General features: G+C 66.8%; 18 protein-coding genes. 11 read left to right on the top strand and 7 right to left on the bottom strand.

Annotated features, from left to right (window positions below; all coding sequences use genetic code 11):
* Window positions 1-318: 318 nt before the first annotated feature.
* Window positions 319-711: a carboxymuconolactone decarboxylase family protein gene (locus tag D7T59_RS03690; protein WP_053462275.1), complete on the bottom strand. Its 393-nt coding sequence runs from the start codon at window positions 709-711 to the stop codon at window positions 319-321.
* Complete coding sequence (gene grxC, locus D7T59_RS03685) at window positions 708-998, bottom strand: glutaredoxin 3 (protein WP_004154541.1); 291 nt, start codon at window positions 996-998, stop codon at window positions 708-710. The genes D7T59_RS03690 and grxC overlap by 4 nt, the downstream gene beginning before the upstream one ends.
* A gap of 142 nt (window positions 999-1,140) precedes the next feature.
* On the opposite strand from grxC, the gene D7T59_RS03680 reads away from it, so the two are divergent.
* From D7T59_RS03680 to lpxH, 10 genes are all read left to right on the top strand, one after another.
* Window positions 1,141-2,787 (top strand): M48 family metalloprotease, encoded by a 1,647-nt coding sequence (locus D7T59_RS03680; protein ID WP_049431132.1) that lies wholly within the window; start codon window positions 1,141-1,143, stop codon window positions 2,785-2,787.
* 116 nt (window positions 2,788-2,903) lie between these two features.
* The gene (gene phoB / locus D7T59_RS03675; protein ID WP_005408258.1) at window positions 2,904-3,593 is read left to right on the top strand and encodes a phosphate regulon transcriptional regulator PhoB; all 690 of its coding nucleotides are present in this window, start codon (window positions 2,904-2,906) and stop codon (window positions 3,591-3,593) included.
* A 106-nt stretch (window positions 3,594-3,699) separates the two neighbouring features.
* Window positions 3,700-5,031, top strand: a complete 1,332-nt coding sequence (phoR, locus tag D7T59_RS03670; RefSeq protein ID WP_087921666.1) for a phosphate regulon sensor histidine kinase PhoR — start codon at window positions 3,700-3,702, stop codon at window positions 5,029-5,031.
* 4 nt (window positions 5,032-5,035) lie between these two features.
* Window positions 5,036-7,123: a polyphosphate kinase 1 gene (ppk1, locus tag D7T59_RS03665; protein ID WP_180851829.1), complete on the top strand. Its 2,088-nt coding sequence runs from the start codon at window positions 5,036-5,038 to the stop codon at window positions 7,121-7,123.
* Between the two features lie 322 nt (window positions 7,124-7,445).
* Window positions 7,446-8,972 (top strand): exopolyphosphatase, encoded by a 1,527-nt coding sequence (gene ppx, locus D7T59_RS03660; RefSeq protein WP_180851827.1) that lies wholly within the window; start codon window positions 7,446-7,448, stop codon window positions 8,970-8,972.
* Window positions 8,973-9,272: 300 nt separating this feature from the next.
* A complete protein-coding gene (locus D7T59_RS03655; protein WP_180851825.1) occupies window positions 9,273-12,200 on the top strand; it encodes a TonB-dependent receptor domain-containing protein in 2,928 nt (975 codons plus the stop codon).
* 338 nt (window positions 12,201-12,538) lie between these two features.
* Window positions 12,539-15,463 carry a TonB-dependent receptor plug domain-containing protein gene (locus D7T59_RS03650; RefSeq protein ID WP_180851823.1) on the top strand — a complete coding sequence of 975 codons (2,925 nt, stop codon included), beginning with the start codon at window positions 12,539-12,541 and terminating at the stop codon, window positions 15,461-15,463.
* A gap of 142 nt (window positions 15,464-15,605) precedes the next feature.
* On the top strand, window positions 15,606-16,751 hold the full coding sequence (locus tag D7T59_RS03645) for a glycosyltransferase family 4 protein (RefSeq protein ID WP_180851821.1): 1,146 nt from the start codon (window positions 15,606-15,608) through the stop codon (window positions 16,749-16,751).
* Entirely contained in the window at window positions 16,732-17,271 is a 540-nt protein-coding gene (locus tag D7T59_RS03640; RefSeq protein ID WP_164137483.1) for a phosphatase PAP2 family protein, read from the top strand. Before D7T59_RS03645 ends, D7T59_RS03640 begins: the two co-directional genes overlap by 20 nt.
* A 94-nt stretch (window positions 17,272-17,365) precedes the next feature.
* Complete coding sequence (gene lpxH / locus D7T59_RS03635; RefSeq protein WP_164137484.1) at window positions 17,366-18,112, top strand: UDP-2,3-diacylglucosamine diphosphatase; 747 nt, start codon at window positions 17,366-17,368, stop codon at window positions 18,110-18,112.
* Window positions 18,113-18,199: 87 nt separating this feature from the next.
* Here lpxH and D7T59_RS03630 read toward each other — a convergent pair whose 3' ends face one another.
* Window positions 18,200-19,453, bottom strand: a complete 1,254-nt coding sequence (locus tag D7T59_RS03630; RefSeq protein WP_180851819.1) for a zinc-dependent metalloprotease — start codon at window positions 19,451-19,453, stop codon at window positions 18,200-18,202.
* 225 nt (window positions 19,454-19,678) lie between these two features.
* Between D7T59_RS03630 and D7T59_RS03625 the strand changes: the two genes are divergently transcribed.
* On the top strand, window positions 19,679-21,136 hold the full coding sequence (locus D7T59_RS03625) for a DUF2235 domain-containing protein (protein ID WP_180851817.1): 1,458 nt from the start codon (window positions 19,679-19,681) through the stop codon (window positions 21,134-21,136).
* A gap of 68 nt (window positions 21,137-21,204) precedes the next feature.
* On the opposite strand, the gene D7T59_RS03620 is transcribed toward D7T59_RS03625, so the two are convergent.
* From D7T59_RS03620 to D7T59_RS03605, 4 genes are read right to left on the bottom strand one after another with little or no spacing between them, the layout of a single operon-like run.
* Window positions 21,205-22,029: a ferritin-like domain-containing protein gene (locus D7T59_RS03620; RefSeq protein WP_164137487.1), complete on the bottom strand. Its 825-nt coding sequence runs from the start codon at window positions 22,027-22,029 to the stop codon at window positions 21,205-21,207.
* A 9-nt stretch (window positions 22,030-22,038) separates the two neighbouring features.
* Entirely contained in the window at window positions 22,039-23,505 is a 1,467-nt protein-coding gene (purF, locus tag D7T59_RS03615) for an amidophosphoribosyltransferase (protein ID WP_049430313.1), read from the bottom strand.
* 30 nt (window positions 23,506-23,535) lie between these two features.
* The gene (locus D7T59_RS03610) at window positions 23,536-24,315 is read right to left on the bottom strand and encodes a CvpA family protein (RefSeq protein WP_180851815.1); all 780 of its coding nucleotides are present in this window, start codon (window positions 24,313-24,315) and stop codon (window positions 23,536-23,538) included.
* A 46-nt stretch (window positions 24,316-24,361) separates the two neighbouring features.
* The gene (locus D7T59_RS03605) at window positions 24,362-25,393 is read right to left on the bottom strand and encodes an SPOR domain-containing protein (RefSeq protein WP_180851813.1); all 1,032 of its coding nucleotides are present in this window, start codon (window positions 25,391-25,393) and stop codon (window positions 24,362-24,364) included.
* Window positions 25,394-25,458: the final 65 nt, after the last annotated feature.

Here is a 25,458-nt window from a genome sequence, read left to right as displayed (position 1 = left end):
TGCCCGCGCATCCCACCTTATCCCCGCGCCTGTCGGCGCGCCCCCTTGAGCAAACCGCTCTGCGGTTTGCCCGCGCATCCCACCTTATCCCCGCGCCTGTCGGCGCGCCCCCTTGAGCAAACCGCTCTGCGGTTTGCCCGCGCATCCCGCCTTATCCCCGCGCCTGTCGGCGCGCCCCCTTGAACAACAAGGGGGCTCCTGGGCTGTTGGATTGCGGGGAAGGCCCCCTTGCAGGTCCGGTAGTGCCGGCCGCTGGCCGGCAACCTCGGCCGTGTCGGGTTCAGGGAATGCCGGCCAGCGGCCGGCACTACCGGGCACTCAGTGCTCGTGCGCTGCCGGGGCGGCCGCGCCGCCTTCAAGCTGGTCGAGGAAGTCGACCGCGCGGCGCAGGTGCGGGATCACGATCGAGCCACCGACCACCAGGCCGACCGAGAAGGTCTCGAAGAACTCCTCGCGGGTCACTCCGGCGTCCTTGCACTGGGCCACGTGGTAGCTGATGCAGTCGTCGCAGCGCAGCACCATCGAGGCCACCAGGCCCAGCAGTTCCTTGGTCTTCACGTCCAGCGCGCCGGCCTGGTAGGTCTGCGTATCCAGCGCGAAGAAGCGCCGCACCACCTGGTTCGGCTCGCCCAGGATGCGCTCGTTCATGCGCTTGCGGAACTCGGTGAACTCGGCGATGCGGTCCTTGCTGCCGTCGTCGGCCGTGCTCATGCCTGGCCCTGCCCGGCCAGCAGCGGCTCAAGCTTGCCTTCACGGTGCAGGGCCATCATGTCGTCGTAGCCGCCAACATGGACGTCGCCGACGAAGATCTGCGGCACACTGGTGCGGCGGGTCAGCGCCATCATCTTCTCGCGCTCGGCCGGGTCCAGGTCGATGCGGACCTCGGTCCACTGCTGGCCCTTGCTCTTGAGGAAGTTCTTGGCGGCCACGCAGTACGGGCAGACGGCGGTGGAATAGATGGTGATGGCGGGGGCACCGCCGGCGGTCTGGGCTGTCACGGGAAACTCCACGATGGATCGACGGTCTACATATGGTACCGGTGCGCTGGAATTTCCACGCCACCGCCGCAACACTGTGGATTAACGAATGGTTGCCCCCTGCCCTGCCACGCTTGGCGCGCCCTGCCCGAGGACCTTCTGCTTGCGAGCCCTGCTGCTGACTACCGCCGTCACCCTGGCCCTGGCCATGCCGCTGGCCCAGGCCCAGGAGAAGCTGCCCGACATCGGCTCCTCGGCCGGCGAGCTGCTGACCCCGGCGCGCCAGGCCGAGTACGGCGCGATGATGCTGCGCGAGCTGCGCAACTACGGCTACCTGCTGGACGACCCGCTGGTGAACGACTGGCTGCAGACCATGGGCACCCGGCTTGGCTCCAACAGCGACCAGCCACGCCAGCCCTACACCTTCTTCGTGATGAAGGACCGCCAGATCAACGCCTTCGCGACCCTTGGCGGCTACATCGGGGTCAATGCCGGCCTGGTGCTGACCGCCGAACGCGAGGATGAGGTGGCCGCGGTGCTGTCCCACGAAATCGCCCATGTCACCCAGCAGCACGTGCTGCGCGGGGTCGAGCGCGCCCAGCGCGACCAGATTCCGATCCTGCTGGGCATGCTGGCTGCAGTGGTGGCTGCCCAGGCCAGCAACAGCACCTCCTCGGGCAACGCGACCATGGCCGCGATCAGCTCGGGCATGGGCCTGATGCAGCAGCGGCAGATCAACTACACCCGCTCCAACGAGTCGGAGGCCGACCGCCTCGGCATCCGTACCCTGTCGCGCAGCGGCTATGACGTGGACGCGATGGCCGGCTTCTTCGAGCGCATGTCGGCGGCGATGCGCGGCAACGAGGGCGGCTACAGCGTGCCCGAGTTCCTGCGCACCCACCCGGTCAACATCACCCGCATCAGCGAGGCCAAGGCCCGCGCCGAGCAGATGAAGAAGGACACGGTGCTGCTGACCACCAGCACCCCCAGCGGCGAACGCAAGGAACGGGTGAATCCGGCCGATCCGGGGCTGGCCGAACCGCTGCTGCGCGGAAACAACCCCTTGCTGCCCAGCAGCGTGCTGCGCATTCCGGTCGGCCAGCTGGCCCGTGGCGCCAGCGGCGACTTCGAGTGGGCACGCGAGCGCCTGCGGGTGCTCAGTGCCGATTCCACCGCCGAGCTGGAGCGCGAATACGCGGATATGGCCAAGCGGCAGAAGGACGGCCTCAACGACGCCCAGCGCTACGGCCAGGCCCTGGCTGTCATGCGCGGCGGCCGCAGCGGTGCCACGCAGGCCCGGCAGACCCTGGCCAGCCTGCTGCAGACCCGCCCGGACAACCTGTGGCTGGCGCTGGGGCTGGGCGAGGCCGAATCGCGTGCCGGGCTGGGCGCGCAGGCCAATACCCGTTTCGAGCAGCTGCTGCGCGAGCACCCCAACAGCCGGCCGGTGGCCCTGACCTATGCCGAGATCCTGAACGAACAAGGCACCCGAGAGGCGGGCCAGCGCGCGCAGGCCATGCTGCGGCCCCTGCTGTCGCAAAGTGGTAACGATCCGGTCTTCCAGCAGCGATACGCCCGCGCCAGCGAGCTGGCCGGTGACAGCGTGCGCGCCAGCGAGGCCTATGCCGAGGCCGCCTTCCTCAGCGGCCGCCCGGAGCAGTCGCTGATGCAGCTGCAGGCGCTCAAGCGCAACCCGGCGCTGGACTACGTGGGCCGGGCACGGGTGGATGCGCGCATCGAGGCAATCACCCCCACCGTGCTGGAGCTGCGCCGCCAGGGCGTGCAGGACCCGGACCTGGACCGCCGCTGAGCGCTGCATGACCGGTCGATGGCAATCCCGACCGGTTCCGGCCAGGTAGTCACAAACATGTCATCAAACCGTAGTCTACTGGCACCACTCCAGTAACCGAGCCCTACGGTGTCCTCGTGCAGAAACGCATCCTGATCGTCGATGACGAGCCCGCGATCCGTGAAATGGTCGCCTTCGCCCTGCGCAAGGGCGATTACGAACCGGTCCACGCCGGCGACGCCCGTGAGGCCCAGACCGCGATCGCCGACCGCGTTCCCGACCTGATCCTGCTGGACTGGATGCTGCCCGGCACCAGCGGCCTGGATCTGGCCCGCCGCTGGCGCAAGGAAACGCTGACCCGCGAAGTGCCGATCATCATGCTGACCGCCCGCGGTGAAGAGAACGACCGCGTCGGTGGCCTGGAAGCCGGTGTCGACGACTACGTGGTCAAGCCGTTCTCGGCGCGCGAACTGCTGGCCCGCATCCGTGCGGTCATGCGCCGCGCCCGCGAGGACGACGAGGATGGCAGCGTGGCGGTCGGCCCGATCCGCATCGACGGCGCCGCCCATCGCGTGTTCGCCAACGACCAGCCGGTGCCGATCGGCCCGACCGAATACCGCCTGCTGCACTTCTTCATGACCCACCCCGAGCGCGTCTACACCCGCGCCCAGCTGCTGGACCATGTGTGGGGCGGCAGCGTGTACGTGGAGGAGCGCACCATCGACGTGCACATCCGCCGCCTGCGCAAGACGCTGGAACCGTTCAACGCCGAGAACATGGTGCAGACCGTTCGCGGCGCCGGCTACCGCTTCTCCACCGCCACCTGAGTCTCGTCGTGSCGGCGCCGCGCCCCCGCGGGTGCCGGCGCCGGCAACTCTGCTATAACCCTCGGTTCACCCCAGTGAACCGCCGCACCTCAACGACGAGATCGCAATGCCCCGCCACATCCGCTCTGCCTGGTTGAAGACCCTGGCCACCGTTGCCGCGGTACTGCTGTTCTCCGGACTGGTGGGGTGGTTCACGGGCCACCTGTGGTTGTGCATCGCACTGGGCGCGCTGGCCACCCTGGCCTGGCATTACTGGCGGCTGCGCAGCGTGCTGCGCCGGCTGACCGCGCGCCAGCGCTGGGACACCGCCGAGGAAGGCACCGGCGTCTGGAACGAGCTGGATCGCCTGCTGTACCGCAACCAGGTGGAAATGCGCGTGCGCAAGCGCCGCCTGCTCGACATGCTGCGCAGCTACCGCGCCGCCGCCGCCGCGTTGCCCGATGCCGTGGTGGTGCTGGACCGCAACAGCCAGCGCGTGCAGTGGTTCAACGAAGCGGCCACCGCCCTGCTCGGCCTGCATCATCCGGGCGACCTCGGAGAAGCCCTGGTCGAACGCCTGCAGCCGATGCCGCTGGCGCACTGGCTGGCCGGCGGCCGCAATGCCGAGCCGATCCTGGACGTGCCCTCGCCGGTCGACCCGGCGATCCGCCTGAACCTTCGCCTGATTCCGTATTCGTCGGACTACTGGCTGCTGATCGCCCGCGACGTCAGCAAGCTGCTGCGCCTGGAACAGGTGCGCCGCGACTTCGTCGCCAACGTTTCACACGAACTGCGCACACCGCTCACCGTGGTCCACGGCTACCTGGACATGATGGACCCGGAGGATTTCCCGGGCACCGGACCGATGCTGGAAGAAATGCGCAAGCAGAGCCAGCGCATGGCCCAGCTGGTGGAAGACCTGCTGACCCTGTCGCGGCTGGAATCGCAGGAGCACAGCGAGGAAGAGACCGTGGCCATGCAGCCGATGCTGGCCACGCTGCGCCGCGAGGCCGAGGCGCACAGCCAGGGCCGCCACCAGATCAGCATCGACGATCTGGCCGGCGTTGACCTGCAGGGTTCCACCAAGGAGCTGCACAGCGCCTTCTCCAACCTGGTGACCAACGCGGTGCGCTATACACCGGCCGGTGGCCGCATCGCGGTGGAATTCCGCCGCGAAGGCGACGGCGCGGTACTGGCGGTGCGCGATTCCGGTTACGGCATCCCCGCCACCCACCTGCCGCGCCTGACCGAACGCTTCTACCGTGTCTCCAGCAGCCGTTCCCGCGAAAGCGGCGGTACCGGCCTGGGCCTGTCCATCGTCAAGCACATCCTCGGCCTGCACCACGCGCGGCTGGAGATTGAAAGCGAGGTCGGCAAGGGCTCGGTGTTTTCCTGCCATTTCGATGCCGACCACGTGCGCCCGCGCGAGTCCGCCCCCCTGACTTCCATCGAAGAATGACGCCATGAGCAGCCTCGGATCCCTCCCCCTCCCCGTGAGCCCGGACAACGATCCGTTGCGCGACCCGGCGCTCTACATCAACCGCGAACTGTCGCAGCTGGATTTCAACTTCCGCGTGCTGGCCCAGGCGATGGATCCGCAGGTGCCGCTGCTGGAGCGCCTGCGCTTCATGTGCATTTCCTGCACCAACCTGGACGAGTTCTTCGAGATCCGCGCCGCGGCCGTCCGCCACGCGCAGGAGTTCGGCCTGCCGCCGGCGCCGGACGGCATGAGCCCGCACGCCATCCTCAACGCCATCCATGACCGCGCTGCGGAGCTGGTGGACCAGCAGTACCGCTGCTGGAACGAGACGCTGCGCCCGGCACTGATGGAGGCCGGCATCGGCGTGCTCGGCCGGCATTCGTGGACCCACCGCCAGAAGCGCTGGCTGCGCGCGTACTTCCGCAACGAGATCATGCCGGTGCTTTCGCCGCTGGGCCTGGACCCGGTGCATCCATTCCCGAAGATCCTCAACAAGTCGCTGAACATCGTGGTGGTGCTGAAGGGCACCGACGCGTTCGGCCGCGCCGGCCACCTGGCCATCGTGCGTGCGCCGCGCTCGCTGCCGCGCATCATCCAGCTGCCGGAGAAGCTAGGCGGATCGCAGAACTTCGTGTTCCTGTCGTCGGTGCTGTCCACCTTCGTCGATGAGCTGTTCCCGGGCATGGAAGTCCAGGGTGCCTACCAGTTCCGCGTCACCCGCAATTCCGAGCTGGTGGTGGACGAGGAGGAAGTGGAGAACCTGGCGCTGGCACTGCGCGACGAACTGGTCGATCGCGGCTACCGGCCGGCGGTACGGCTGGAAATCGCGCAGGACATGCCGCGCGAGATCGTACGCACCCTGCTGCAGAATTTCGGCCTGACCGAGAACGCGGTGTACCGCATCGACGGCCCGGTCAACCTCAACCGCATCATCCAGCTGTACGACCTGATCGCACAGCCGGACCTGAAGTACCCGCCGATGACCCCGCGCACGCTGCGCGACAGCGACGGCATCTTCGAGACGGTCGCGCGCCAGGACCTGCTGCTGCACCACCCGTTCGATGCCTTCACCGCGGTGCTGGACCTGATCCGCCAAGCGGCGATCGACCCCAACGTGCTGGCGATCAAGCAGACCCTGTACCGCACCGGCAAGGATTCGCTGATCGTCGACGCGCTGATCCAGGCCGCGCGCAACGGCAAGGACGTGACCGTGGTGGTCGAACTGCGCGCCCGCTTCGACGAAGAAGCCAACCTCGGCCTGGCCGATCGCCTGCAGGAGGCCGGCGTGCAGGTGGTGTACGGCGTGGTGGGCTACAAGACCCACGCCAAGATGCTGCTGATCGTGCGCCGCGAGGGCCGCAAGCTGCGCCGCTACGTGCACCTGGGCACCGGCAACTACCACAGCGGCACCGCACGTGCGTACACCGACATCAGCCTGATCACCGCCGATGCGGACATCGGCAACGACGTGCACCTGCTGTTCCAGCAGCTGTCCGGGCTGGCGTCGAAGATGAAGCTCAAGCGCCTGCTGCAGTCGCCCTTTACCCTGCACACCGGCATCCTCGGCCGCATCGAGCGCGAGACGCGCATCGCCGCCGCTGGCCGACCGGCGCGGATCATCGCCAAGATGAACGCACTGAACGAACCGCAGGTGGTGCGCGCGCTGTACGCCGCTTCGCAGGCCGGCGTGCAGATCGACCTGATCATCCGCGGCGCCTGCACCCTGCGCCCGGGCGTACCGGGTATCTCGGACAACATCCGCGTGCGCTCGATCGTCGGCCGCTTCCTGGAGCACAGCCGCGTCTACTGGTTCGGCAACGACGGCGCACCGGAGATGTACTGCGCCAGTGCCGACTGGCTGGAACGCAACCTGCTGCGCCGGGTCGAGACCTGCTTCCCGATCCTCGACCCGGAGCTGGCCAAGCGGGTCTACCGCGAAGTGCTGCAGAACTACCTGGACGACAACCTCAACGCCTGGGAACTGGATGCCGACGGCATCTACCACAAGCGTGCACCAGCCCACGACGAAGCCCCGCATTCTGCGCAGATGGCATTGATGCAGGGGCTCTGATCCGGTAGGCGCCGACCAACGGTCGGCACCCACCAACTGCAGCAGGCTCCAGCAGCCGCGGGAAACTGTCGAAGGCGGGGCGGGTCCGATGGCAGGGGTGTGAGCCGCATGGATGCGGCGACCAAGCCCCCACGGATGGGTTCACGGCGTCCCCTGACATCGGACCCGCCCCGCCATCCCACAGATAGCCCGCTTTTGACGTTGACGTTGACGTTGCTCTGGCCTCTGCAGGTGCAGGGCGCAGCCCTGCCGCACTCCCCTCTTCCAAAATGTGAAGGCCACGCGGTGACGAGCACACCGCCCCTTCGGCTAACATTCGCCCATGCCGCATACCACCACGACTCCGCCCGCATTGCAGGATGGCGACCTGCTGGCCGCCATCGACCTTGGCTCCAACAGTTTCCACATGGTCATCGCGCGCTACACGCTCGGCCAGCTGCGGGTGATCGACCGCCTGCGCGAGACCGTGCGCATGGCCGACGGCCTGGATGGCAAGGGTGGGCTCTCATCTGCTGCCCGGCAGCGCGCGCTGGAATGCCTGGCCCGTTTCGGCCAGCGCATCCGCAATGTGCCGCCGCACCGGGTGCGCGCGCTGGCCACCAACACCGTGCGCCAGCTGCGCTCGCCGCAGTCATTCCTGGTCCCGGCCGAAACCGCGCTGGGGCATGCCATTGAAGTGGTCAGCGGCCGCGAAGAAGCGCGCCTGATCTACCTTGGCGTGGCTCACGCGCAACCGCCCAAGCCCGGCCAGCGTCGCCTGGTCATCGACATCGGCGGCGGCTCCACCGAATTCATCATCGGCATGGGCATGCAGACCCTGGAGCGCGAGAGCCTGCAGGCCGGTTGCATCGCCAGCACCCGCCGCTTCTTCCCCGGCGGCAAGCTGAGCAAGAAGCGCTGGAAGGACGCGCTGGCCGAGATCGGCCGCGAGTTCCAGCCCTTCGCCAGCAAGTACCGCGCGCTGGGTTGGCAGGAAGCGCTCGGCTCCTCGGGCACGCACAAGGCAATCAGCGAGATCTGCGCGACGATGAAGCTGAGCAAGGGCGCGATCACCGCCGAGGCCCTGCCCCAGCTGCGCGACGAACTGCTGAAGGCCAAGAAGATCGACGACATCCAGTTGCCGGGCCTGTCCAGCGACCGCCGCCCGATCATCGCCGGCGGCATCCTGGTGCTGGAGGCCGCCTTCCAGGCACTGGGCCTGCAGAAGCTGCTGGTCAGCAAGGCGGCGATGCGCGAAGGCATCCTGTACGACATCGTCGGCCGCGCCGGCGAGAACGACCTGCGTGATGAATCGGTGGCTGCACTCAGCCAGCGCTATGGCATCGACACGGTGCAGGCCGACCGCGTGCAGGACACGGCCCTGTCACTGCTGGAGCAGGTGCAGGAACGCTGGAGGCTCGATGCCGACGACGCACGCATGCTCGGCTGGGCCGCGCGCCTGCACGAACTTGGCCTGATGATCGCCCACAGCGGCTACCACGTGCATGGCAGTTACGTGCTGGAACACTCGGACATCGCCGGTTTCTCGCGGCAGGAGCAGCAGATGCTGGCCGCACTGGTACGCAGCCATCGCCGCAGCGTGACCAAGACCACCTTCGACGCCCTGCCCGAGCGACTGCTGTTGACCGCACGCCGGTTGGCTGCCCTGCTGCGCCTGGCGGTACTGCTCAACCGTGCCCACGAGGACGATCCGCTGCCGGCGTTGGAACTGACCGCCGACGACAACCGCCTGTCGCTGATCGTGCCGCAGGCCTTCATCGATGCCCGCCCGCTGCTGCGCGCCGACCTGATCGGTGAGACCGACGGCCTCGCTGGCCTGGGCATCCAGTTCCGGCCGTTCGTCGCCTGATCCTTACTGCCAAGGCGGCGCGTCAGAACGCGTCGCCATAGGCCTCCTCTGCGCGTTTTTTGCGCAATTCCTGCTGCATCGCAGCAGTTGAAGCCCGACGCTGGCTATGCCGAAATGGCATAAGCATCTACTTTTGTTAATTTTTCGTTAAATCACGTGAAGTGAACTGACACCTTTCGACACGCTCTCTTTACAGAACTTTAACCAACGAGACTACTATCGGTCGTCGGTCTGATTAACGACCGGCTTCATCGACGTCCGGAGTGACGTCTCGCGCACGACCTGAGAGAGAGGTCGTTAATGACTTCACGTATCACCGCGCTGGGCCAGGCCATCCGTTACGCCCTGGCGACCACCGCTACGCTGGTTGCCCTGCCGGCCTTCGCCCAGAGCAGCAGCACTGCACCGACCACCCTGGACCGCATCGAGATCACCGGTTCGCGCATCCGCCAGGTTGACGTTGAAACCGCCCAGCCGGTGCTGGCCCTGTCCCGCCTGGACATCGAACGCCAGGGTTTCAGCTCGGTGTCGGACATCCTGCAGAACGTCACCGCGATGGGCAGCCCGACCATCAGCCGTGCCAACGTGCTGTCGGCCGGTGAAGATGCCGGTGGTACCTACGTCAACATGCGCAACCTCGGCACCCAGCGCACGCTGGTGCTGGTCAACGGCAAGCGCCTGGGCATCAGCACCTCCGGCTTCCAGGACGTGTCGACCCTGCCGGTGTCGGCAGTGGAACGCATCGAAGTGCTGAAGGACGGAGCCTCGGCCATCTACGGCTCCGACGCGATGGCCGGCGTGATCAACATCATCACCCGCACCAACGTCAGCGGCATCACCGCCAACGTCTACCACGGCCAGTACGGCGAAGGCGACGGTGCGCGTGACCGTTTCGACGTGGTTGCCGGCTGGTCCAACGATCGCTTCTCGGCCACCTTCGCTGCCGAACACTCCGAAGAGAAGGCCGTGTGGGCGCGTGACCGCGGCTTCAGCCGCTACAGCAACACCGACCGCCACCCGACCGATGGCTGGACCACCAACAGCCAGTGGGGCCAGTTCTATGGCGTGAAGGGCGGCCCGGGCTGCACCAATGCGAAGGAAGGCTGCAACTACGCACTCAACCGCGGCAGCGACCCGACCAACCCGGCCAACTACCACTTCACCGATCCGACCGCGTTCACCGGTGACGTCAGCAACACCAATGATCAGATGCACCTGAGCTATCCGATCAAGCGTGATTCGCTGTACTTCTCGGGCCAGGCCAACATCACCGACAACGTGCGCTTCAAGGCCGAGCTGGGCTACAACAAGCGCTCCTCGACCCGCGTCACCGCAGGCTATCCGTTCGATGTCGACGTCGCCAAGATCGACCCGATGTCGATCGACAGCTACTTCAACCCGTTCGGCAACCAGCATGGCTATGCGACGCCGACCGCAGTGAAGTGGAACCGCCGCCTGTGGGAGCTGCCGCGCACCAGCACCAGCGAACTGAAGACCTACCGCGCCGTGGCCGCGTTCGACGGCTCGTTCGAGATCGGTGAGCGCTACTTCGACTGGGAAGTGGGCTACCAGTACAACAAGAACGAGCTGCGCCAGCACACCACCGGCAACCTGCACAAGGGCCGCGTGCAGGCCGCCACCGGTCCGTCGTACTACAACGCCACCACCGGCAAGGTCGAGTGCGGCAAGCCCGGCGCGCCGATCACCGGCTGCCTGCCGTGGAATCCGCTGGTTCCCTACGGCGTGGACAGCCCGTATGGCATGACCAACAACCAGGCCCTGCAGGACTGGCTGTTCCCGGCCGAGAACGCGACTGGCCGCACCACCTCCAAGAACGCCTTCGCCACCATCAGCGGCAGCCTGTTCACCCTGCCTGCCGGTGACCTGGGCTTTGCCTTCGGCGTGGAAAACCGCGAGGAAACCGGCAAGTTCGTGCCGGATGCACTGGCCCAGACCGGTGCCACCACCAACCTGGCCGCTGGCCCGACCGGTGGCTCGTACAAGGTGAAGGAAGCCTACCTGGAGTTGAACGTGCCGGTGCTGGCCGACCTGCCGGGTGCCCGTGAGCTGAGCCTCAACGCCGCGACCCGCTTCTCGGACTACAACACCTTCGGCAACACCCTCAACAGCAAGTTCGGCTTCAAGTGGAAGCCGATCGACCAGCTGCTGGTGCGTGGTACCTGGGCGCAGGGCTTCCGTGCCCCGACCATCTCCGACCTGTACGGTGGTGGTTCGGAAACCTTCGCCAACTTCTCTGATCCGTGCGACAGCAAGTACGGTTCGGCCAAGAGCAGCGCCGAAGTCCGCGCACGCTGCGCCAGGGACATCGCCGATGTCGCCAACTTCCGCCAGCTGGACAGCAGCAACAAGCCGACCGAAGGTTCGGTCGCCGCTACGCCGACCCCGTTCATCGGTGGCTCGAACCCGAACCTGAAGCCGGAAACCTCGACCAGCCGCACCCTGGGCGTGGTCTGGAGCCCGACCTTCGTCAGCAACCTCAATGTCTCGCTGGACTGGTGGAAGATCCGCATCGACGACACCATCGTCGATGACAGCCCGAACCAGATCCTGATCGACTGCTACGAGCAGGGCCTGGCCGATCGTTGCGCGCGCTTCACCCGCAACCCGACCACCGGCATCGTCACCGGCCTGAGGTTCGGCGGCCGCAACGCCGGCTTCGCCGAAGTCGAAGGCTACGACATGGACCTGTCGTACCGCCTGGAGACCGACTACGGCAAGCTGAGCACCTCCTGGTCGACCACCTACGTGGCCAAGGACATCTCCCGCTCGTCCAACGACAGCTCGATCGTGCCGACCGTCAGCAACGGCATCGTCACCAACTCGGGCATCGGCTTCCGCGTGCGTTCGAACCTGACCGTCGGTTGGGACCTGGAGAACTTCGGCGTGAGCTGGACCGCGCGCTACTACTCCAGCGTCAAGGAACAGTGCGTCAACCCGACCAAGTACGCCGATGAGTGCTCCGATCCGGGCGTGATCGCACCGTGGTACAAGGGTGCGCGCAACTACAACGAACGTGGCGCAGTGACCTTCCACGATCTGCAGTTCCGCTACAACCTGCCGTGGAATGCCACCGTTTCGGTCGGTGCCAACAACGTGTTCGACAAGCAGGGCCCGGTCATGTACACCAAGCCGCGCTCGGTCTTCTCGTACTACGGCGGTTACGACATCGGTCGTTTCATCTACATGAAGTACACCCAGCGCTTCTGATCCATCCGCGCTGTTGAAGCTCCACGACCACGGCCCTTCGGTGCCGTGGTTTTTCCTGTTTCCGCGCAGGTTGTCGCTGCCTGCAATTGCCATGACGCTTTCGATGCAGAGTCGAGGCGAGGGTGCTTCGTCCACCACTCCCTCGCCGCCCAGATCAATCGATTGATTCACTTCCGGTTTGTGCGGAAACGTCACGGCGCTCCATCGCGATTTCGTCCTTTTCCCCTACCTCTCCTTCATGTCCTTCACTAGGTTCGAACAGCCACCGGCCGCGGTGGCGTTGGCGCAGCCCGTTTGGCCGCGCACCGAAGACTTCGAAGACTGAGAGAGAGAAACCCATGACCATCCGTATTCCCGCACTGGGGCTGGCGATCCGTCGTGCGCTTGCAATCACGGCGACCACAACCCTGGCCGTTCCAGCACTCGCGCAGCAGGCACCGGAAGCCACCACGCTGGACCGCATCGAAATCACCGGCTCACGCATCCGCCAGGTCGACCTGGAAACCGCACAGCCGGTGCTGACCGTCAGCCGCGCCGACATCGAGCGACAGGGCTTCAACTCCGTTGCCGACATCCTGCAGAACCTGACCGCGACCGGCAGTCCGGCATTGAGCCGCGCCAGCCCATTGAGCGCCGGCGAGACCGCCGGCGGCAGCTACGTGAACATGCGCGGCCTCGGTGCGCAGCGCACGCTGGTGCTGGTCAACGGCAAGCGGCTGGGCATGAGCACGTCTGGTTACCAGGACATCTCCAGCATTCCCGCCGCTGCCGTGGAACGCATGGAAGTGCTCAAGGACGGTGCTTCGGCCATCTACGGGTCCGACGCGATGGCCGGCGTGGTCAACATCATCACCCGGCGCAACGTCGAAGGCGTGACCGCCAACGTCTACCACGGGCAGTTCAGCGAAGGCGACGGTGCCCGTACCCAGTACGACGTGGTTGCCGGCTGGTCCAATGACCGTGCTTCCATCAGCATTGCTGCCGAGCATGTCGAAGAAAAGGGCGTGTGGGCGAAGGATCGTGGCTTCAGTGCCTACACCTATACGGATCGCCATGCGGATGCGGGCTGGACCACGGTCGGCCAGTGGGGTCGCATCACCGGCTTCAAGGGCCCCGGTTGCAACAACGGCCGGGGCTGCAGCTACTCGCTCGACCGTGGCAGCCAGCCAGGTGGGCCGGACAGCTTCCACCTCAGCGACAACACACCGTTCACCGGCGATGTCAGCAACAGCAACGAGCAGATGCATCTGCAGACGCCGATCAAGCGCGATTCGATCTTCGTCGACGCACGCACGGATCTGAACGACCAGGTCCGTTTCAACACCCAGCTGGCCTACAACCGACGCACCACCCTGCGCCAGGTCGCCGGCTACCCCTTCCAGTCCGGCCCAGCCGAAATCACCCCGATGTCCGCCGACAGCTGGTTCAATCCGTTCGGCAGCCATCACGGCTACGACACGCCCAGCGATGTGCACTGGAACCGTCGTGCCTGGGAAATTCCGCGCGTCAGCACCAGCGAGCTGACCACCTGGCAGGCCGTTGCGGCATTCGAGGGCAACTTCGAATTCGGCGGTCGCGACTTCGACTGGGAAGCGGGTTACCAGTACAACCGCAGCGAACTGACCCAGCGCACCACAGGCAACCTGCACAAGCAGCGCGTGGCCGATGCCACCGGCCCCTCGTTCTACAACCCGGCAACCGGCAAGGTCGAATGCGGAACGCCGGATGCGCCGATCGCAGGCTGCAAACCCTGGAACCCGCTGGTTCCGTATGGCCAGGACGATCCCTATGGCCTGACCGGCAACCCGGAACTGCAGGACTGGCTGTTCCCGGAAGAACTCACCCGCGGCCGCACCACCACCCGCAACCTGTTCGCCAACCTCAGCGGCAGCGTTGCCAGCCTGCCGGCCGGTGAGCTGGGCTTCGCCGTGGGTGCCGAGAGCCGCCGCGAGAATGGCCGCTTCATCCCTGATGCGCTGGCACAGACCGGCGCCACCACCAACCTGGCGGCCGGTCCCACCGGTGGCGGCTACCGTGTCGACGAGGCCTACCTCGAGCTGAGCGTGCCGGTACTGCGCGACCTCGCCGGTGCCCGCGAGCTGACCCTGAGCGCGGCAACGCGGTACTCGGACTACTCCACCTTCGGCGGAACCCTCAACAGCAAGTTCGGCTTCACCTGGAAGCCGATCGATCAGCTGCTGGTCCGCGGCACCTGGGCCCAGGGCTTCCGTGCGCCGACCATCGCCAATCTGTACGGCGGCGGCTCGGAGACGTTCACCACCGGCTTCCGCGATCCCTGCGATACGGTCCATGGCGCAGCCGCAAGCAGTGCCGAGGTCCGCGCCCGCTGCGCCGCCGACATTGCCAATGCCGACACCTATCGCCAGCTCGGCCAGGGCAACGAACCCATCACCGGCAGCAGTGGGCAGACGCCCGTGCCCTTCACCAATGGCTCCAATCCCGACCTGCAGCCGGAAACTTCGACCAGCCGCACCCTGGGCCTGGTCTGGAGCCCGACGTTCGCCGAAGGACTTCACATCGCACTGGACTGGTGGAAGATCCGCATCGACAACACCATCGTTTCCGACCATCCCAATGACATCCTCCGCGACTGCTACGAGCTGGGTATTGCCGAGCGCTGCAGCAGCTTCACCCGCGACCCGGAGCTGGGCATCGTCAACAAACTCAACTTCGGCAACCGCAACAGCGGCTTCCGCCAGGCACAAGGCTATGACCTGGAGATCGGCCACAAGGTCGACACCCGCTGGGGCAGGTTGAGCGCCGACTGGAAGACCACCTATGTGGTCAACGCCGAAGAGAAGAGCACCAACGAAGCCGGCGTACCGGCCATCCCCAGCAACGGCATCGCCACCAACGGCGGCATCGGCTTCCGCGTGCGCTCCAACGCGTCGCTGGGCTGGGAGCATGGCAATCTCGGCCTGACCTGGGGCCTGCGTTACTTCTCCGCGGTCAAGGAACGCTGCCTGGGCGCGGAGGATTATCCGGACGAGTGTTCCCATCCCGGCCAGCGCGCACCGTGGTTCAGCGGTACGCGCGACTACAACCGTCGTGGATCGGTCACCTTCCATGACGTGCAGGCGCGCTACAGCCTGCCGTGGGACGCCACCGTTTCGATCGGCGCCAACAACGTGTTCGGCCGCCAGGGCCCGGCCATGTACAGCCAGCCGAGTTCCAATTTCTCCTACTACGGTGGCTTCGACATCGGCCGTTTCATCTATATGAAATACCAGCAGCGCTTCTGATCCACGCACCACACGCGGTGCCCACTACGGCCCTTCGGGGCCGTGGTGGCGTGGGCCCCCTGCCGCGTCATCTGCCGGTCGCAAAGCGGTCACATCGGCTACATCGCCAGGCCCGAGCATGCCGGAAACCCGGAGGCCCGCCATGCGCTATGCCATCGTCACCGAGACCTATCCGCCGGAAGTGAACGGCGTTGCCCTCACCGTACAGGGGCTGGAGCAGGGACTGCGCAACTCCGGCCATGAGATCGACCTGATCCGGCCCCGCCAGGCCAACGAAGCGTTGGACTCCGCCCCCGGCACCCTGCTGGTTCCCGGCGCTGCCCTGCCGCGTTACCCCGGCCTGCGCTTCGGCATGCCGGCACCGATCCGGCTCGGCCGTCATTGGCAGCAGCAGCGCCCGGATGCCGTCTATGTCGCCACCGAMGGCCCGCTGGGCTGGTCGGCGGTGCGCACCGCACGGCGCCTTGGCATCCCGGTGGCCAGTGGCTTCCACACCCGCTTCGACGAGTACCTGCCGGACTATGGCGTGGCCTGGCTGCAGGCCGCCGCGATGCGCTGGATGCGCCGCTTCCACAACCAGGCCGACGCAACCCTGGTACCCACCCGCGAGCTGCAGCAGTTTCTCGGCGAGCAGGGCTTCGAACGCGTGCGCCTGCTGGCACGCGCGGTCGACAGCCAGCAGTTCGATCCGAACCGTCGTGACCCCGCCCTGCGCGAAGAGTGGGGGGTGGACGGCAGCGGCCTGGTGGCGATCTACGTCGGCCGCATCGCCGCGGAAAAGAACCTCGGGCTGGCGGTGAAGGCCTTCCGCCGGCTGCAGCAGATCCGTCCCAAGGCGCGCTTTGTGTGGGTGGGCGATGGCCCGGCCCGCGAAAAGCTGGCGCATGAGAATCCCGATTTCATCTTCTGCGGCATCCAGCGCGGCGACGCCCTTGCACGTCATTTCGCCAGCGGCGATCTGTTCCTGTTCCCCAGCCGCAGCGAGACCTTCGGCAACGTGACCCTCGAAAGCATGGCCAGCGGCGTGGCAACGGTGGCGTTCGACTATGGTGCTGCGCGCGAGTACCTGCGCAATGGCGAGAATGGCGCCGCAGTGGACAATGATGAGCAGTTCATCGAAGCGGCCGTGCAGTTGGCCGCCGATGACGCGCGGCGCCACGTGCTGGGAAGCAACGCTGCGCGCGCCATGAAGCGCCTGCATCCGCAGCAGGTGGTGGCGGAATTCGATGCCCTGCTGGCCGAACTGGCCCAGTCGCGGAGGACCGGCCATGCGCACAACGCGGCTTGAACTGCTGGCCGACCGCGAAGCACGCCTGTGCCGGCGGGCCAACCACTACTGCCGGCGCCGCCGCGTGCGCCGCCTGTTCGCGGTCATCAGCCGGCTCGGCGATGGCGTGTTCTGGTATGTGCTGATGGGCGCCCTGGTGCTGCTTGATGGCTTCGACGGCCTGCGTGCATCCGTGCACATGGCCGCCACCGGCTTGGCCGCGCTGTTGCTGTACAAGGGTCTCAAGCGCTGGACCCGGCGCCCGCGCCCGTATGCCGCCGACCTGCGCATCCGCGCCTGGGTGGCGCCGCTGGACGAGTTCAGCTTCCCCTCCGGGCATACCCTGCACGCGGTGTCGTTCACCATCGTGGCGCTGGCCTACTACCCGTGGCTGGCGCCCCTGCTGGTGCCCTTCACGGCGGGCGTGGCGCTGTCGCGGGTGGTCCTCGGCCTGCACTACCCGTCCGACGTGCTTGCCGCCACCGGCATCGCCATCGGGCTGGCCACGGCCAGCCTGGCCTGGCTGCCGTTGCCGGTGTAGCGCCCGGAATCAGATCCCTTTTCCTCCGGAGAGGGATCTGACCCCCACGATGCCGGCGGCACTACCGTCATCGTTGATGCCCTAGAATGCCCGCATGACCACGTTGTTCATTTCCGACCTGCACCTGGACCCCAGCCGTCCGGAGATCACCGACCTGTTCCTGCGCTTCCTGCACGAGCAGGCGCCCGGCGCCGATGCGCTGTACATCCTCGGCGACCTGTTCGAAGCCTGGATCGGCGACGACACCCCCTCGCCCGCTGCCGACGCGGTGGCCGATGCACTGAAGGTGCTGTCCAACAGTGGTGTGCCGGTGTACTTCATCCGCGGCAATCGTGACTTCCTGCTGGGCGAGGACTACGCGCGCCGCGCCGGCCTGCGCATCCTGCCCGACCCGTGCATGATCGAACTCTACGGTCGCCCGGTGCTGCTGCAGCACGGTGACCTGCTGTGCACCGATGACATTCCCTACCAGCAGTTCCGCGCGCAGACCCGTGACCCGGTGTTCCAGGCACAGTTCCTGTCACAGCCACTGGCCGCGCGTATCGCGTTCGCGCAGAAGGCGCGTGAAGCCAGCCAGGCAAAGCAGTCGGAAATGAAACTGGCCGACCGGGCAACCTTCGAAACGGTGACCGACGTCGCCCCGGCTGAAGTCGAAGCCACCTTCGTGCGCCACGGCGTGGATACGATGATCCACGGCCACACCCATCGCCCGGCGATCCACTCGCTGCAGGCCGGTGGCCGCGCCTGCACCCGCATCGTGCTGGGTGACTGGTACGAGCAGGGTTCGGTGCTGCGCGTGGATGCCAACGGCTGGTCGCTGGACACCCTCGCCCGCAAGTGATGGATCGCGAGGTGCCAACCAAGGTTGGCATCTACCCGAGCAGCTGCACACGCCCGGGTAGACGCCGCCCCTGGTTGGCGCCTGGCCTCAGCGGAAGGCGGCGACTGCAGCCTTGGTGTTGACCAGCACGCGCTGGTTGTCGGCGGTACTGGCATTACCCATCGGGATGCCGTTGTAGCTGATGTTCGGGTTGGACCAGTAGTTCAGGCGCGGGCAGCTGCGGGTGCAGTTGTAAGCCATGATCGTGCGCCAGCCGGTGCCCGTGGCCGGTTCATAGCGGTAACCGTGGCCATAGGCATAGGGCGACGTGCTCGAGTCGGTGGCGATGTCATGCCGCGCGCTCTGCAGGTGCCCGATCTCGTGCGCGAAGGAGTAGTAGCCGGTCGCGCAATCCCAGTACACCGCTGCGAACGCGGTCGATGCGGTAGAGCCGATGCCCGAAGCGAGGCCACAATAGGCGCTGTTGTTGATCAGCAGTACGCCCACGTCGGCCGCCGTGTTGTTGCGGCTGGTGTGGATGCTGTCCATGTAGCCGTCGCTGGTGTTGCGGAAGCGGGTCAGGTCAGTGGTGAAGTTGCCGGACTCGGTGTAGCTGGTGGTCTCGTAACCGGCCAGCTGCATGGTGATGCCGACATTGCTGTTGACGTAGCCCTGGTTGGACTCGGCCACCGCCAGCTGCACCAGCGACTGCATGTTGCCGCCATAGGCAGTGACCGCCGCATTGGTCGCCACCACCAGCACGCGGATGGTCGCCGGCGTTCCCGACGAGGCCTGCGCGATGCCGATGTGGTCGTTGTCGGCCATCGGGATCTTCGGCAGCTGGTTGTAGTCAGCCGGATGATCGGCCGGCATCCGCGATTCGTCGACCTCGACCAGCACGTGGCGGTTACCCAGTGGACGCAGGCGATAGAGCTTGCCGTCCTTGCGGATCGAACCGGTGATGGTGTCGCCCGAACGCACCAGAATCAGCGAATTGCCCGGATCGTCCTGGCCGTTGGATGTGGCGGCGGTCAAACGGTCGGACGGCGAGCGGAACTGGCCGTACCAGATGCTGCCACCGTCGGGCAGCGCCTCGACCTTGCTGCGCACGGCCTGCACCCGCTTGCCGAGCAGCTCGAATTCCAGCTGCGGCTGCGCCGTAGCCGCCGCGTCGACACGTACTTCCTGCACCGTCGCCGTGGACGGGGTGGCCAGCAGCTTGCCGAGTGCAGGCTCACTGTTGGCCGATGCACGGCTGATGACCGTCACCGGTTCGAACAACGGTGCCGCATGCGCGGCTGCCGCCACCGACAAACCCAACACGAGGCCACCTGCCGCTTTGCCAATCGATCTGGACAACATTGCGTCGCTCCTTGAATGATGTGAACAGCGTTGATGCAGCACGCCCGGGTTTGCCGGGTTTGGCCATATGGCCTGCGCGGGTCGTGTGAATTCAATAGAAGATGGGAATGAAAATCAGGAACTGTGATCGACCGCATCTGCGTTCAGTGAGGTCAAAAGCGTCACTACACTTCGCTAATACACCGTTTTCGCGCTACCGTGACGCAGCCACGACGGGGAATGCACATGGCACCACCGCAGGACACGGACGAAGATGTCGGCTTGCTGCGGATCGGCCTGTTCTTCGACGGCACCCGCAACAACGCACACAACCTGGCGCGTGGTCGCCCGCAGGTCCCGCAGCCGCGGCCGGCGCAGCTGCGGGCCGATGATGATTCGACCTACCAGAGCCGGCTGACCAGCAGCTACGACAATGGCCTGACCAACATCGCGCGCCTGCAGCAGCTGTATCCGGACAGCCGCCGTGATGCGATGGCCACCGCCTCGCTGTCGATCTATGTCGAAGGCGTGGGTACCCGCGATGATGCCGACGACGATCTGATCGGGCTGGCCTTCGGAATCGGTGCCAGCGGCGTGCGAGCGAAAGTGCAGCGCGCGCTGCAGGTGCTGCTGCCGGCCGCACTGGCGGAACTGTCCGCACGCTGGCAGCGACCGCTGCAGGGTGTGCAGCTGGACCTGTTCGGTTATTCACGCGGTGCCGCTGCCGCACGTGACATCGCCAACCAACTGCAGGGCTGGGACAGCGCGCGCTGGCGCCAGCTGCTGCAGACCGCCGGCCTGTCCTGCACTGCGGACTTCGCCCCCGCCACACCGGCACTGCGCTTCATCGGACTGTTCGACACCGTGGTCGCAGTCAATGGCGGCCGCGCCGATGAGCAGCCGCAACTGCCCCTGCACAGCGGCATCGCCGGTCGCGTCGTGCAGCTCACTGCGCGCGATGAGCATCGCCAGCACTATCCGCTCACCAGCGTGGCGCCGCCGTTCACCGAGATCGCCCTGCCCGGCGTACACGCCAACATCGGTGGTGGCTACAACCAGCTGGAGGAAGGCCCCAAGCTGCTCAGTCGTCCACGCCGGCAACAGCTGCGTCGGTCAGCAGTGGCTGACTACCAGACGCCACCGCTGGCCCTGCTGCAGGCGACCACGGCCTACGCCGAAACGCAGGCCGATGCCGAGCGCTGGCGGCAGCAGCTGGGCGTTGGGGAAAAAGAGATCTGGGTGGATGTCTGGCACCAGTGGCAGCAGCAGCGCCGTGCAGGCAGCCGCAGCGTGCTGTTGTCACCGGTGCTGTATGTGACCGCTGCAGTAGTGCTGCGCCGAAGGATCGACTGGCGTTACCAGCTGATCGCACTGCAGGTGATGCAGCAGCAGGCCATCAATGCCGGCGTGCAATGGACCGACAACGCCGCCGAAGTTCCCGGCTGGGAGCTGCCGTCGGCCCTGCTGCCGATCGCACTGCGGCTGGTGGACGGACAGGCACTGACCCAGACCCAGGAAATGCTGTTGCGGCGGCGCTACCTGATGCAGTCGGCACACTGGAATTTCGATGCGCTGGGCGACACCGCACTGACCTACGCCGCCGATGCCGGTGTCAGCGAACTGCCGTACCGGCCGGGTCCCGGCCTGTTCTACATCAACCGGCCCACAGTGGATGGCAAGCGCGTGGTGTTGCCGAACGCATGAAAAAGGGGACGGAGGGAATCAAGTCGATTGTGGCATTGACGACTTGATTCCCTCCGTCCCCTTTTTTATCAACCCGCCTGCTCGACCAGGTTGGCCAGCTCATCCGCATCGAAGCCGGCCAGCAGGCGCGCTTCCATGTTGAACGGCCCGTGCAGGTAGCCGCCGGCGTACTCCACCAGCAGTTCCTTGAAACGTGCGCGCGGTTCGACTCCGGCGCGATCGCAGTACCAGCGGTACCAGCGCGAACCGGCGGCAACGTGCGCCACTTCCTCGCGCAGGATCACTTCCAGCACATCGGCGGTTTCGCCATCGCCGACATTGCGCAGCTTCTCGATCATGCCCGGCGTCACATCCAGGCCGCGCGCCTCCAGCACGCGCGGCACCAGTGCCATGCGTGCCAGGCCATCGTGCGCGGTCTTTTCGCACATTTCCCACAGGCCGTTGTGCGCGGGGAAATCGGCATAGTCGTGGCCATGCACCTGCAGGCGCTCGCGCAGCAGCATGAAGTGCCGCGATTCGTCGTCGGCACAGCTGACCCAGTCGGCATGGAACGCCGGCGGCAGGCCGCGGAAGCGGTACACCGCATCCCAGGCCAGGTCGATCGCGTTGAGTTCAATATGCGCGATGGCGTGGATGAAAGCGGCCCGCCCTTCCACACCGCCCAGTCCGCGCCGCGGCACTTCGCGCGGGTGCACCAGCACCAGCTGCGCCGGCCGGCCCGGCATGCGGATCGGTTCTGGCGGTGGCGCGTCGGCAGCCACTTTCAGGCGGCCGGCACGGAACGCAGCGGCATGGGCCTGGGTCAGCGCAACCTTGCGCAGCGGGTCGGCTTCGGCCAGGCACTGCTGCGCCGCGCGCAGCAGGTCGCCACCGACGTCGGGCACGTCAACCACGCCTGGACCTCAGGCGCGGCGCTTGTGCTTGGCGTCGTCCGAACGCAGCTGCTGGATGCGCTCGAAGTAGCCCGGTTCAATGCCGGTCGGATAATGGCCGTTGAAGCAGGACGAGTCAAAGTTGCGCAGCGCCGGGTTGCCCTCGCTCACTGCCGCTTCCATGTCTTCCAGATCCTGGTAGATCAGCCAGTCGCAGCCCAGGTGGGCTTCGATCTCTTCCACGCTGCGGTTGTGCGCGACCAGTTCTTCGGCGGCCGGCATGTCGATGCCGTAGATGTTCGGGTAGCGCACCGGCGGCGCGGCGCTGGCCAGGTAGACCTTGCGTGCGCCCGCATCACGGGCCATCTGCACGATCTGCTGGCTGGTGGTGCCACGCACGATCGAATCGTCCACCAGCAGCACCACGCGGTTGCGGAACTCCAGGTGGATCGGGTTGAGCTTGCGACGCACCGACTTCACGCGTTCGCCCTGCCCCGGCATGATGAAGGTGCGGCCGATGTAGCGGTTCTTGATGAAGCCTTCGCGGTACTTCACCCCCAGCACGTTGGAAATTTCCAGCGCGGCATCGCGCGAGGTGTCCGGGATCGGGATGATGGTGTCGATGTCGTGGTCCGGGCGCAGGCGCAGGATCTTCTCGCCCAGCTTGATGCCCATGCGCATGCGCGCCTTGTGCACCGAGACGTTGTCGATCATCGAATCCGGGCGCGCGAAGTACACGTACTCGAAGATGCACGGGGTGTGCTCGGCCGGCTCGGCGCAGATCTCCGAGAACAGCTCGCCGCGCGCGGTGATCACCAGTGCCTCGCCCGGCTGCACGTCGCGCACGCGCTGGAAGCCCAGCACGTCCAGTGCGGCCGATTCGGAGGCGACGATGTACTCGTCCCCTTCGGCATGGCTGCGCTTGCCCAGCACCAGCGGACGGATGCCATGCGGGTCGCGGAAGGCGACCAGGCCCAGGCCCAGCACCACGCTGACCACCGCGTAGCCACCCTTGCAGCGGCGGTGCACGCCGGCCACGGCACGGATGGCCGCTTCCGGGCTGAGCTGGCGCTGCTGTTCCAGTTCGTAGGCGAACACGTTCAGCAGCACTTCGCTGTCCGAATCGGTGTTGACGTTGCGGCGGTCCTGTTCGAACACCTGCTGGCGCAGCGCCTCGGTATTGATCAGGTTGCCATTGTGGGCCAGCGCGATGCCGTACGGCGAATTGACGTAGAACGGCTGCGCCTCGTCCATGCCTTCCGAACCGGCGGTCGGGTAACGCACATGGGCGATGCCGACGCTGCCTTCCAGGGTGGACATGGTGCGGGCATCGAACACATCGCGGACCAGGCCGGTGGCCTTCTGCACGCGCAGGCGGCTGCCGTTGGCGGTGGCGATGCCCGCCGCGTCCTGTCCACGGTGCTGGAGGACGGTCAAGCCGTCATACAACTGCCCGGCGACGTTCTGGTTGCCGACGATTCCGACGATGCCACACATGGTGCGAGGTCTCCGCTGGGCTGTGCCCAGTTACAAGGAAGGTGGCCGTACCTGGCCGCGGTGGTCGCCGCGCCTGCGGTCGACGTTGGCCGGATCGCCCGGCTCGATACTGTCCGGCAGTGCTGGGGCGTCCGGACGCACTTCGGCCGGATCGTAGGAATCGCCCTGTTCCGCTTTCGCAGGCCGCAGCCATCCGCTGCCTGCCACTACCTGGTTGAGGATGCCATTATCGCCTGCCGCGCCCGGCTTTCCCAACCCGGCGCCTGCGTTCCTGCCCAACTCCATCAATGCAGATGGGGACAGCGCGTCGGTCGGCAAGGCCTTGGGCAGCAGATCGGCCCCGGGCACCTCCCAGTGCGGCAGCTTGCTGTTCATCCAGGCAACAGTGGGGTTCAGCAGTGGGCGCACTGCCGAACGCTGCCAGGAAGGCTCGGCGGTCAGCGGGGTGAAACTGCCCAGCAGCAGCAGGATCGCGGCGATCAGGCCGCCACGGACCACGCCCAGCACGCCACCCAGCAGGCGGTCCAGGCTGGTCAGCATGCTGCGGTGGACCAGGGCCTTGATGACCATGCCGACCACGGCCACCACGATCATCACGCCGATGCCCACGCCCAGGTAGCCACCGACGAAGTGCTCGCCGCCCGGTGCGGCCGGCGCGGCCCACCAGTGGGCTGCGTCATTGCCGAAGGCGAAGGCCGCCCACGCGGCCAGCAGCCATGACAGCGTGCCGATGACGATGCCGACGAAGCCGCGCAGCATCCCCAGCAGGGCCGAGGCGGCGATCACGATCAGCAGCACCACGTCGATCATGGCGCCCCGCTCCTTCGGCGGCGCTGGCAACGGGGCTGCGCGTGGGTCATGGGTGCGGTCGCACCATGCCGGCCACGCCGACCTTGGCGGCGACCTGCGCCTTCAGCTGCTCGGCATCGGCGCGGTTGGCCACCGGCCCGACGCGGACGCGATGCAGGGTGCCCTTTTCGGTGCGCACCTGCTCGACAAAGGCGCTGAAGCCAGCGGCCCGGACCTTGTCGCGCAGGGCGTTGGCATCGTTGGCCTGGCCGAACGCGCCCAGCTGCACGGCAAAGCCGACGCCGCTGGCCGCCGGTGCGGCTGGCGTGGCCGGGGCCGTTGCCGGCTTGCTGGCGGTGGCATCCGGCTTCGGCGCTTCAGGCTTCGGCGCCGGCTTCGGCGGCTCGGGCTTGGCGGCCGGGGGGGTGGTTGCGGTCGGCGTACTCGGCGGCAGGCTTTCGCTGCGCACCGGGTTGCTGCTGGCCGAGGGCGCAGTGGCTGCCGACGGGGTGCTGGCGCCTGGCGTGGCCGGTGCCGGGGTGGCTGCCACCGGGGCGCTGCTGGCCGCTGCGGCATCCAGGGTGATCACTTCGGCCTTCACATCGGCACGGATCTTCACCGCCTGCAGGCGGGCGTCTTCGGCCTGGGCGCGGTCGGCGTACGGCCCTACGCGCACACGCCATGCCTGGCGGCCGTTGATGGTGGCCGTTTCGGCGAAGCCCGGCAGCTGCGAGCGCTTCAGGTAGGCGATCACCGCGTCGGCATCGGCCTTGCTGCCGTAAGCGCCGAAGGTGACCGCATAGTTGCCGGCGGCGACCGCCGGCGAGGTGTCCACGGTCGGCGGCGTGGCCGGCGCGGCGGCCTCCTGCAGCGGCCTGGCCTGGCCGCTCTGCAGCCCCGTGGCACCGCCTGCCGGCGCGACCAGCGGCAGCTCACGGGTTTCGAACTGGCCATCGGCCGGTGCATCCGGCGCGGCGATCGGCACATTGGCGACGCCGCTGTCCGGTGCCGGTCCCTTGACCAGCATCGGCAGGAAAATCACGGCCAGTGCCACCAGCACGATGGCACCAATCAGACGCTGTTTCAGAGGCGTATCCACGTGAGGCAGGCAACTGTCCGGAGATTGCCGTCGATTATACGGGTGCCGGACCGGACGGCGTCGGC

Source organism: Stenotrophomonas maltophilia (genome assembly GCF_013464915.1).
Taxonomy (GTDB): Bacteria; Pseudomonadota; Gammaproteobacteria; order Xanthomonadales; family Xanthomonadaceae; genus Stenotrophomonas; species Stenotrophomonas maltophilia_AT.
This window is presented reverse-complemented; position numbering and strand designations above follow the sequence as displayed.